Below are 529 nucleotides of genomic sequence, written 5' to 3'. Positions count from 1 at the left end.
CCATGTTCCAACGCAAACTCGGCCTGCGCATCGACCACATCCTCACCAGCCCCGAACTCGCCGCCACCCTGACCGACGTCACCGTCGACCTAGAAACCCGCGCCCAAGAACGCCCCAGCGACCATGCGCCGGTAATTGCAGAGTTTGACTACTAACACTTTGAATTAAGAAAAATAAGGCCGTCTGAAAACTGGATTTCAGACGGCCTTTGCACTAAGAGTTTTTCAGACAACGTTTGAGGTCTTCTGAAGATTTGAAACAATGGTTTGAACAGCAAAAAACGCGTGCGTGCGTACCGCACACACCCTACGTCGGTTTTAAAGTTTGTGCCGCCGCAGGTAGGGTGTGTGGCGCAACCACGCACGCGGTAGGTGAGGATACAGGCTACGGCTTGCTACATGTCAGTTTTTAAGTTTATGCCATCCGCAGGTAGGGGGTATGGTGTAACCACGAACGAGGTTAGTAGAGATGCAGGCTACGGCTTGATTTGATTTAATAAACAAAATTTATTCTTCTTTTGATTGTATAT

General features: G+C 49.3%; 1 protein-coding gene and 1 pseudogene. Both read left to right on the top strand.

What is annotated here, in order from left to right; translation table 11 throughout:
• Positions 1–155: pseudogene (locus ACTHUT_RS21680) on the top strand (exodeoxyribonuclease III); the annotation flags it as partial.
• Positions 156–235: 80 nt separating this feature from the next.
• The gene (locus ACTHUT_RS21675) at positions 236–412 is read left to right on the top strand and encodes a hypothetical protein (RefSeq protein WP_250599438.1); all 177 of its coding nucleotides are present in this window, start codon (positions 236–238) and stop codon (positions 410–412) included.
• Positions 413–529 lie beyond the last annotated feature (117 nt).

It is taken from the genome of Neisseria sp. P0022.S010 (genome assembly GCF_051956635.1).
The sequence above is the reverse complement of the archived record's forward strand: the minus strand, read 5'-3'. Positions and strand labels throughout refer to the sequence as shown.